The following is a 9806-nucleotide window of genomic DNA, read 5'->3' as shown; positions in this document are numbered from 1 at the left end:
AATGGATGATTTAACCCTGCGTTATTACGAGGCCGAGATGCGCTATCTGCGCGAGGCCGGAAAAGAGTTTGCCCGCGCCCATCCGGACAGGGCGGCGATGCTGCATCTTGATAAACCCGGCGCCGTTGAGCCGTATGTGGAGCGCCTGCTGGAGGGATTTGCGTTTCTGATGGGGCGTCTTCGCGAAAAGCTGGATGACGATTTACCCGAACTGACGGAAGGCCTGGTGAGTCTGCTGTGGCCGCATTATCTGCGCACCATCCCTTCCCTGTCGGTGGTGGAGTTTGCGCCACCGTGGCAACAGCTGCGCCAGGCGGAACGGTTGCCTGAAGGGTTTTCCGTGCTCTCCCGTCCGGTGGGGCCACGGCAGACGGCCTGCCAGTACCGGACCACCCGGGCGCTGACGCTTCAGCCCCTGCATCTGGCACAAGCCCGTCTGCAGACGGAAACCGACGGTCGTTCTGCCATCCGGCTGCGCTTTGAATGCCCCGCCAGGGCTGATCTGACACAGGCGGAGATGGAGCAGGTTGTTCTGTACCTCTGTGCGGATGCACCGGTCAGTTCAGCCCTGCATCTGGCGCTGACGCGTCAGGTTCAGGCGATGTATGTCCGCCATGCGGGGGCAGCGGAACGACAACCCTTTGACGGCTGGTGTAAACCGCTGGGCTTTGATGACGACGATCGTCTGTGGCCGAAGGGTACGTCCGCATTCAGTGGCTATCAGCTGCTGCTGGAGTATTTCAGCTTCCGGGAAAAATTCATGTTTGTCGGGCTCCGGGGGCTGGAGCAGCTTGTACTGGCACCGGAGAGTACGTGGTTTGAGGTGGATATCGTGCTCAGCGAGGCCTGGCCTGCAGAGTTAACGTTCGGCACCGGTAACGTTCGTCTGCACTGTGCGCCGGTCATCAACCTGTTCACGCTGGAAGCGGATCCGATGCCTCTGGATCCGCTGGTAAATGAATATCTGCTGCGTCCCCTGCGGATCCAGGACGGGCATACCGAGATCTACAGTGTGGATGAGATCCACGGGACGGTGAAAAATGGTCAACAGCGCTATGTGCCGTTTACCAGCTTTCGTCACCGTGGCGGGATGATGCGCCATGGCGCACCGGAGCGCTACTTTCATACCCGGGTGAAACGCGGTCCCTCGGGTCTGTATGACACCTGGCTTATTCTCGGTGGGGATTCCTTTGATGCTGACCAGCTGGCGAGGAAAACCGATGCGCTGTCGATGAGAATGACCGGGACCAACGGTCAGTTACCCCGTATGGCGCTGAGGAGCACGCGGCTGGACAGACCGGTGAAAGCCGGAAAAATTCCGCTGCAGATCCAGAACCTGACGGCACCCACGATGCCGCTCTATCCGCCTGCCCGCGATCGTTTTCACTGGCGGGTCATGAGCCATCTGGGGTCCAACTTTCTCAGCATGATGGATAACCCGGAGGTGCTGCGGGGGACTCTGGCGCTGTACGACTGGAGCGATGATGAAATGAACCGCCGCCGTCTGGAAGCCATTGTGGAGGTGAGACATACCCTTATCCGCCGCTTTGAGCGCGGCGTGATGCTGCGCGGCGTCGATATTGAAATCACCCTCGACACCGGGCTGTTTGCCGGTAAAGGGGATGTGAATCTTTTCGGGGAGCTGTTGCACCGCTTCTTCAGCCTGTATGCCGATATTCATCTTTTTAATCAGCTGACGCTGTTGCTGCAGCCCACAGGAGAACGACTGCGATGGTGCGAGAATCACAGTCAGCACGTACCCGGCTGACAGAGCAACTGCGGGACGAGATCTGGCGGGTTAATTTCTATCGTTTCTGCCGGTTGCTGGAGCAGGCGGCTCCTGATGCGCCTCCGCTCGGCAGTACCAGTCGCCCCGGCAACGATCCGGTTCGCTTTCGCCCCTGGCCGGGAATGGGATTTCCGGTCAGCGAGTTGCGGGCCGTGGAGGAGAATGAGGACGATCCGGAGGCACCGCTCTCGGTGCGGACAACTTTCCTCGGGGTATACGGTGTGGACTCCCCGCTGCCGACGCACTATCTGGATGATATTGCCACCCGGCGTGAAGGGTATGAAGCCGTCACCGCCTTTCTTGATCTGTTCAGCCACCGTATTACCACGCAGTATTACCGGATCTGGCGCAAATATGCGTACCCGGCCACGTTTGAGGCGGGGGGAACGGATGTAACCTCACAGTGCCTGCTGGGGCTGATTGGTCTGGGGATCCCAGGTACCGCCGGACGGATTGCCACGCCGGTGTCCCGCTTTCTGGCCCTGCTGGGCAATATGCGTCTGCCGACCCGCAATGCCGAAGGGATCCGCGCACTGGTCAGTCTGCTGGCTCCCCGGACGCAGACGGCGGTAAGCGATTATGAGGTGATACGTGTGCCGGTGAGCGTGCGCAGCGGTCTGGTGCGGGCAAACCGCGTGATGCTTTCAGCACGTCCCGTGCTGGGGCAGACGGCTCCGGAAGGCTGCAGTCGTGTGCGGGTCACGCTCAGTACCACAGACCGGGAAGAGGCGGCAGGCTGGCTGCCGGGGGGATCGCTTCACGCTGACCTGCTGGTTCTGCTGCGGGTGTACCTCGGGTATCGCAGCGATGTCCGTCTGCAGCTTCGTGTGCCCCTGTCCCTGTTACCGGAACCCCGGCTTGACCCTGACCGCGCCCGTCGGGTCCGTCTCGGTCAGACCGGCGTGCTGGGGCGCCAGGAGAGCAAAAGTCCCCCTCCCCGTGACATCACCGTCAATACCGGCCGCTATGAGGGTCTGTGCATGGCTGCACGGCACCCGGCCAGCGACGGTCAGTATCGCTTTGACCAGGAAACACCATGAACATTATGAATCACTGGCGGGCCCTGCTCCCGCTGCTGTGCACTCTGCTGAGCGGGTGCGGGCTGGCCCAGAGCGTCCATGACGGCACGCGCAGTATGGCAGCCTCGCTGTTTTACAAAAAAATCAAAACGCTGCACCTGGACCTGTCACCGCGTGCGGCGCTGAATGCGGATGAGTCCCAGACGCCGCTGGCGACCATGGTCAGGGTGTATCAGCTGAAGGACCGGAAAAGCCTGGACTCCGCTGATTATCAGACGTTGCTGCGTGATGACAGCCCTGTCCTGAAAGAGGATATGCTGGCCTCCCGTTCGCTGCTGGTGATGCCCGGCGGCAACGTGACGCTGAATATGCCGATGGACGAAAATGCCGCTTACGTGGCGGTGGTGGCGCTGTTTCGCCAGCCGGATCTGAAGCACAACACCTGGCGGCTGGTGCTGCGACGTGACGAACTGGATCCGGACAAGGCCCGGACCGTTGAACTGGGTGACGGCAGTCTGAGCCTGGTACCGTTGAAGGGGAAACAGGGTGGATGATAAGAATACCGGTCGCGAACAGAACCCGTATCAACTGGTGATAAGCGACAGCACGGTCAGGGCTGATGTTCAGCGATTTCGCGGGACAGAAGCGCTGAGCAGGCCGTTTTCATGGCGCATTGAGTTTACCACCCACCGAACGGTGGATGCGCAAGCCGTGCTGCTGAAGTCAGCGAGTTTCAGTCTGCGCCATCACAAAGTGGTGCAGGGGGTTATCACGGGACTGGAATGGCTTTCCACAAACGCAGACCAGTCCCACTATGCCGTGACTCTTGGGTCCCGTCTGGCGCTGCTGTCGCGCTCCCGGCGTTGCGCCATTTATCAGAATGTCACCGTGCCGGAGCTGGTGGCCCAGATACTGCGTTCGCACGGTCTGGAAGGTTCCGACTTTGATTTTCAGCTGACCGGCGACTACCCGGAACGCGAACTCATCACCCAGTGGCAGGAGACGGACCTGGCGTTTGTGCAGCGTATTCTGGCGGAGGTCGGCATCTGGTATCGCCAGACGATGCATGATGTGACCGGACTGGATGTGACGGTCTTTGGTGACAGCCAGCAGCAGTACCGGCCTGAGCGGCCTCTGCCATACCATGAACCGTCCGGTCTGTATGATGGTGCTGAACTCTGCTGCTGGGGGCTGCGTACCTGGCACAACGTGGCGACGGGGAACGTCCCGGTTCGTGATTACAATCCTCGTACCGCACGTGCCCCCATGGATGCCACTGCCTCTGTGCGTGCTGCGGGCGTGACGACGGGCGGGCATTACCGCGACAGGGAGTCTTATCTTCACCCCGGAGAGGGTACCGCCCCCGCCCCTGAAACCGGGGGATTTTATGCCCGCATCCGCCATGAGCGCGAGCTGAATAACCTGGCTTACCTTCATCTGTTCAGTAACGCTTACTGGCTGAGTCCGGGGCAGGTGGTAAATCCCGTGGGAGCGGGGCTGCATGACCTGAATGAAGGCATACTGGTGACCTTCACCTCGTTTCGTGGGGCGCGTGACTCACGGCTGTACGTGTCGCTGTGGGGCATGCCGTACCGGGAGGCGTACGGCTTCCGGCCTGCGGAATGTCCCCGTCCTCACATCACCGGCACGCTGCCGGGCCGGGTGGAAAGCGTTACCCCCTATGACCGCTACGCGCATATTGATACCACCGGGCGTTACCGGGTACGGATGGATTTTCATCCGGATGAGGGCGAACCGGGCTACGCGTATCCGTGGCTGCGGCGGGCTTCGCCCTTTGCCGGAGATACATATGGCTGGCACATGCCCCTGACGGACGGTACGGAAGTGGGGGTGGCATTCCATGGCGGCAACCCGGATCGCCCTTATATTGCGCACGCTTTTCATGATTCTGAACACCCTGACATCGTAACCCGTGATAACCGCAGCCAGAATATTCTGCGTACCGGCGGTGGCAACGAGCTGCGCATGGAAGACCAGAAGGCGCAGGAGCATATTGCGCTGACCACCCCGTATGGGGCGACGCAGCTGAATCAGGGGAAGATGACGGATGCACAGCGCCAGCCCCGGGGGACCGGCTTTGAGCTGCGCACCGACGAATACGGTGTCATCCGGGTGGCAAAAGGGTTGCTGGTGACCGCCGACGGGCAGAATAAAGCCGTCGGTGAGGTGCTGGACCAGGCTGATGCGCTGCGTGAAATTGACGTCTGCCTGCAGCAGCGCCAGCAACTGGATATTGCCGCTGAACAGGCTCAGGCGCTGCAGGCGGATATCACCGCTCAGGTACAGATGTCGGCGACGCGGCTGCAGACCCTGGACCGGATGCTGCATCTGTCGGCCCCGGAGGGGATAGCGCTGACCAGCGGGGAACACCTGCAGCTGTCGGCGGCTGACAATGTGGCGTTCAGCGCAGGCGCGGATATCAGCCTCGGGGTGACGGGGGCGATGACGGCAATGGCCGGAGAGCAGATCGGGGTGTTTGCGCACCGGGGGGCGATGCGTCTGCAGTCGGGAGAAGGACCCGTGGTGGTGCAGGCGCAGCACGGATGTATGCAGTTGTCGGCACAGAAACCGCTGAACCTCAGTGCTGGCGATGATATCACCCTGACCGGCAAGAAGCGTATCACTCTGATTGGTGGCGGCAGCTATCTGACACTGGCGCAGGGTGTCGTGGAATACGGGACGATGCAGAGCTATCAGCGCAGGGTAAAACCCACGATGAATGTGGCCGCCGCCCCAATGGCGGTGGATATCCCTGTGACGGGACTTTCCCGTATGTACTCGGCGGTGTACCGGCTACTGGACATGCACGGTAACGTCAGAGTGAAGACACCTTACCGCATTACTACGCCTTCTGGCCTGATAGCGAGCGGATATACCGATGACAATGGTTACTCGGCCCCGGTTTATACCCGTGAAGAAGAGGCTGCTGAACTGCATGTGGTTCACCCGAAACTCTCGCCGGATACCCCACTGTGCTTTACGGGGGACGGGGAGACACATCAACTGGCAATGGAATTCAGAGAGGCGTAATGGAACAACCCGATTTACCCGATATCCCGGCAGCAGAGAGGCCTGCCGGTGCGAACAATCAGCCGTGGGACTGCACCACCACCGGCATTGAGATGGTGGAGAAACAGTCACGCCTGCCGACAGCGGATAACCGTCAGTACCTGCATATCAAGGTGGAATACGCGATGCGCTTTCCCCGGTTATCGGGTGAAATCCGCCGGAACGGTAAGTGTTATCAGATGAGCCTGAAACAGATGATGATGAGCGGATTGATCCGGGTGGACGAAATCGCGGCGAATTACCAGTGGTGGTACAAGGCCGAGGTTCCGTTTGATATGCGGACTACTCCGCCCCGCCCGTTTCTCAGCGGTACGTTACGGCATGAGGGGGCAGGCAGACGCCATACCATCAACCCGTTTCCGGTGCCGGGAAAAGGTCTCTACCGCCGCCCCGATATCATTATAGTGAAGGATAAAGATAATCGCTGGCCGGGGCTGGCGGGAGACGATGCGGAAGGGCAGAGGCACGGCGATAACCTGGAGCGACTGGTGGAGGTCAAGTTTCCGGGGGATAAACTTGAGCGAGGGCAGTATGAAGATTACATGCTGATTGTTGGCGGAGAGCGCAGGCGTATGACGATACTGGAGATCCACGACTGCCGTTCACAGGAGCAGCAGTGGAGCGATCAGGTGGTCAACGTGACGATGAAGGCCTGGAAAACCAGCGGGGCGAAATACTGGCCGCTGTTTCTCTACCCGCCTATCTTTACCCCCACGCCCCCGGCCACGCCCACCCCCACCCCCTCGAAAGTGGAGCCGTGGACCTATGCCGGTCAGGCCGTTGCTGACCTCAGCGAGGGGGTTGTCGGTCACGTGGCCGCAGGCTGGAATGCTTTGTCGAAAGAGATGCAGCAGGAACTGAGCCGGGGGGCGGGCTGGCTCAACGACAAAGGCGAGTGGCTTTATTACCAGGAGGCTCAGACGTGGCGCTGGTTCAGCCGCACCGGGCGCAGCGCGGCAGTCTGGAGTAATGCGCAGCTACAGGCCGCCTGGGTGAGCATTCAGCGGGCGACGGACATGACGCTGGATACACTGAAACAGGTGGAATGGGTTCAGATCATCACCAGCGTGGCGAAAACGGTGGGGGTGGTGCTCGTTGCGGTCGGTATTGGGGCCCTGGTGGTCACGCTGGGGGTTCCGGCGGAAATACTGGCCGCCTTTTTAACCATCGTGCGTCTGGCAATCAGCGCCTGGGACGCACTGGCTGCCGTTCTTGGTGCCGGAGCGTCCGGCACGCTGGCAACCGAATAAGGGAGCGATAATGGAACTGAAAGATTTTGAACTGACCTATCTTGATAAGTGGTTGCCGGACGCGTCGGTCAGATACCGGGACGGCAGCCCGGCGATCAACCTCGGGCTGATTATCACGGTGTTCTTTAAGGACGGCCATACGGCAGCGGTGCGCCGTAAGATGGTCGAATGCGTGGACCGCTATTACGGTGAGTTTAAGCCGCATCTGAAGAAGACCATGCTCTCGAAATGGGTGGGCATCACGGAGAAAAACTACCAGAAAAACCGACAGACAATCCTGGATTCATCCCCGGAAGAGATTATTTCCTGGTATCTGGGCAGTGTCGAAACCGATTATCATGCCCCTGACTATGAAATACTCATTATGGGTAAACGGATTTTCCATAACGAGAATAATCGCTCGGTTATCAAACTGGTGTTTCCGCTGTCGCTGCTGAAAGAGCCGGAGGGCAAAGTGCGCTATCAGTCCTGGCTGATGTGGCTGTGCAACACCTTTACGGTGGAAAGCGGCTATGCCGGGCTGTCGTTCGTACTGCCCTACGCGTTTGAACGCATGTTTCCCTATGAGTACCAGCTGGCGCAGCGTTTTCCCGGCGTGATGGTCGATTCACTGGGGACACTGGAGGGGGGAGAAGCGGTCGAGGGAGTAAAAGGAGCCTGCTGGTACACCATTCTGGGGACGCCGTGGCTGGACAAGCTGGGCGGTACGGAGACACTGACCCGCCGTCTGGCGAAAACGCCGGAGATTGAACTGCTTTCCTATAACAGCGGCATTGTGTTGAAAGCCGGGGCATTACCGCCCGCACCTGGCGAGGTCAATTCAGAACCGTTACCGCCGCTGCTGGTCAAAGTGAATCAGATTATCAAACCCATCCGGCAGGACGGGCATAACGGGCTGCATTTTTACTCAGAATACGAAAACTTTCAGTTTGAAGAAGAGTCTTCCATGGCCTGGTTTGCTCGTTTTGATGAAGCCAGTGCCCTGCTGGACAGCGACGATGACGGTCAGTCACTGGAGCCGGTCCGTATTACCCGCTGGACGGATGATATCGCCCCTCATGCCGGGCAGTGGGCCTCGATTGTTAACGGCACCACGCAGTATATTCAAACCCGTGAAGGACAAAAAATGCCCGCCTTTGAGGATGTTCACGGTCAGAAACACCGTGCCTGCTGGTCGCTGCTGAAACGCGATGATCGGGGCAGTGTCTTTACCTTACCGGAGTCGTCATCAGAATGAGTCATCGTTCAGTGTCATTACACGACATGCTGTATGGAAATTTTGAAGGTGAACTTGAGTTGCACCAGGTCAGTGAAGAGAACCAGCACATTATGTCGGTGCTGGATAACCTGCAGCGGGTGCTCAGTACCCGGGCCGGTTCCGTGGCGCACCTGCCGGACTACGGTCTGCCGGATATGACGCTGATTTTGCAGGGCATGCCCGGCACCGTCCATGAACTCAAATCCACGCTGGCGACCACGCTGCTGAAATACGAGCCGCGTATTCAGGACATTAACGTGGTGATACTGGAGCAGACCCGGCCCGGTGAACTGCGCTATGCCATTGAAGCGGAACTTCACGACGGCGGACTGGTGCGCTTTGGCACCGAGTTTATGCCGGAAGGTAAAGTGCTGCTCCGCCACCTGAAACAACAACGCATACTCCCCTCCTGAGTTAAGGACATCTGAATATGTTTTCCCGAAACCTGCCCGTACATGCGGGCCAGGATCCCCGCGCATGGTCTGAGTACACCCAGGTGCGCGATGAACTGAGCAAGCTGACCCACCCCGCACGTCCCGATGTGGACTGGCGCAACGTGGAGCAGCTCTGCGTTACCCTGTTTCGCCATAACGGCACCGACCTGCAGACCGCATCCTGGTTTTGCTGTGCCCGCCTGCAGCGTTCCGGTCTCACCGGGCTGTCGGAAGGGCTGGAACTTGTCGATTCGCTGATTTCACACCAGTGGAGCGTAATGTGGCCGCCGCAGATGCCGTTTCGTAAGGAGATTCTGGTGTGGCTCAGTGACCACCTGATGCTGAGCCTGCGCCGCTTCACGCTCGGTCACCAGGACCTGCCGGTGGTCTATCGCCTGGAGCAGCAGTTTCGCCACCTGTGCGACCTGTTACAGCGCCTGGAATTGCGCCAGGTCAGTAAAATGGATGCACTGCTGCACTGGATGCACGCGGCGGTGGTCCGGCTGGAAAACGCGAAAGATGCGCCGCTACCTGCTCCCGCTGAGTCCACTTACCCGCACACCGCCAGTCCGCTTCCGGGCAGCGCTGCGCCGTCGTATGGCGACAGTGACCCGGTGGTGCTGGTGGTCCGGGATGACGGCACCCAGAGAATCACGCAGACCTCCATTCTGAAGCGCCATCGTCGGGGTGTGTGGTCGGGATTTGCCGGGGGCGTTGCCGCCTCGTTGCTGCTCACGGCACTAAGCGCCTGGGGCTGGCAACACTGGCACGACAACCTGCCGGAGACGCTGATTGACACCTCACTTTCACCGCTGCCGGTGGTGCTCTCTGCCTCCGAACAGGGAGCGATGATTGAAGAAAACGCCGCCGCTCTGCAGGCGCAGGGACGGATGGCGACTGAACGTACCCGCGACCAGCTGGACGAACTGGCGCAGTTGTCACCGACATGGGCGCAGGACTACGGAT

Annotated in this window: 8 protein-coding genes; all 8 read left to right on the top strand. The window is 59.7% G+C overall.

The features are described 5' to 3' along the window. The first annotated feature begins 1 nt into the window (after position 1). Entirely contained in the window at positions 2-1768 is a 1767-nt protein-coding gene (gene tssF, locus ACERY3_RS24205) for a type VI secretion system baseplate subunit TssF (protein ID WP_373226620.1), read from the top strand. Beyond that, a complete protein-coding gene (tssG, locus tag ACERY3_RS24200) occupies positions 1732-2829 on the top strand; it encodes a type VI secretion system baseplate subunit TssG (protein ID WP_373226619.1) in 1098 nt (365 codons plus the stop codon). The genes tssF and tssG overlap by 37 nt, the downstream gene beginning before the upstream one ends. Next, on the top strand, positions 2826-3362 hold the full coding sequence (tssJ, locus tag ACERY3_RS24195) for a type VI secretion system lipoprotein TssJ (protein ID WP_373226618.1): 537 nt from the start codon (positions 2826-2828) through the stop codon (positions 3360-3362). Before tssG ends, tssJ begins: the two co-directional genes overlap by 4 nt. Continuing rightward, complete coding sequence (locus tag ACERY3_RS24190; RefSeq protein WP_373226617.1) at positions 3355-5859, top strand: type VI secretion system Vgr family protein; 2505 nt, start codon at positions 3355-3357, stop codon at positions 5857-5859. The genes tssJ and ACERY3_RS24190 overlap by 8 nt, the downstream gene beginning before the upstream one ends. Beyond that, a complete protein-coding gene (locus ACERY3_RS24185) occupies positions 5859-7148 on the top strand; it encodes a VRR-NUC domain-containing protein (RefSeq protein ID WP_373226616.1) in 1290 nt (429 codons plus the stop codon). Before ACERY3_RS24190 ends, ACERY3_RS24185 begins: the two co-directional genes overlap by 1 nt. A gap of 10 nt (positions 7149-7158) precedes the next feature. Continuing rightward, a complete protein-coding gene (locus ACERY3_RS24180) occupies positions 7159-8385 on the top strand; it encodes a DUF3396 domain-containing protein (protein ID WP_373226615.1) in 1227 nt (408 codons plus the stop codon). Further along, complete coding sequence (tssE, locus tag ACERY3_RS24175; RefSeq protein WP_373226614.1) at positions 8382-8819, top strand: type VI secretion system baseplate subunit TssE; 438 nt, start codon at positions 8382-8384, stop codon at positions 8817-8819. The genes ACERY3_RS24180 and tssE overlap by 4 nt, the downstream gene beginning before the upstream one ends. Before the next feature lie 17 nt (positions 8820-8836). After that, on the top strand, positions 8837-9806 hold a 970-nt coding region (locus ACERY3_RS24170), incomplete at its 3' end, for a type VI secretion system ImpA family N-terminal domain-containing protein (protein WP_373226612.1).

This window comes from Enterobacter cloacae complex sp. ESBL7 (assembly GCF_041679625.1).
GTDB lineage: Bacteria > Pseudomonadota > Gammaproteobacteria > Enterobacterales > Enterobacteriaceae > Enterobacter > Enterobacter asburiae_B.
The sequence above is the reverse complement of the archived record's forward strand: the minus strand, read 5'-3'. Positions and strand labels throughout refer to the sequence as shown.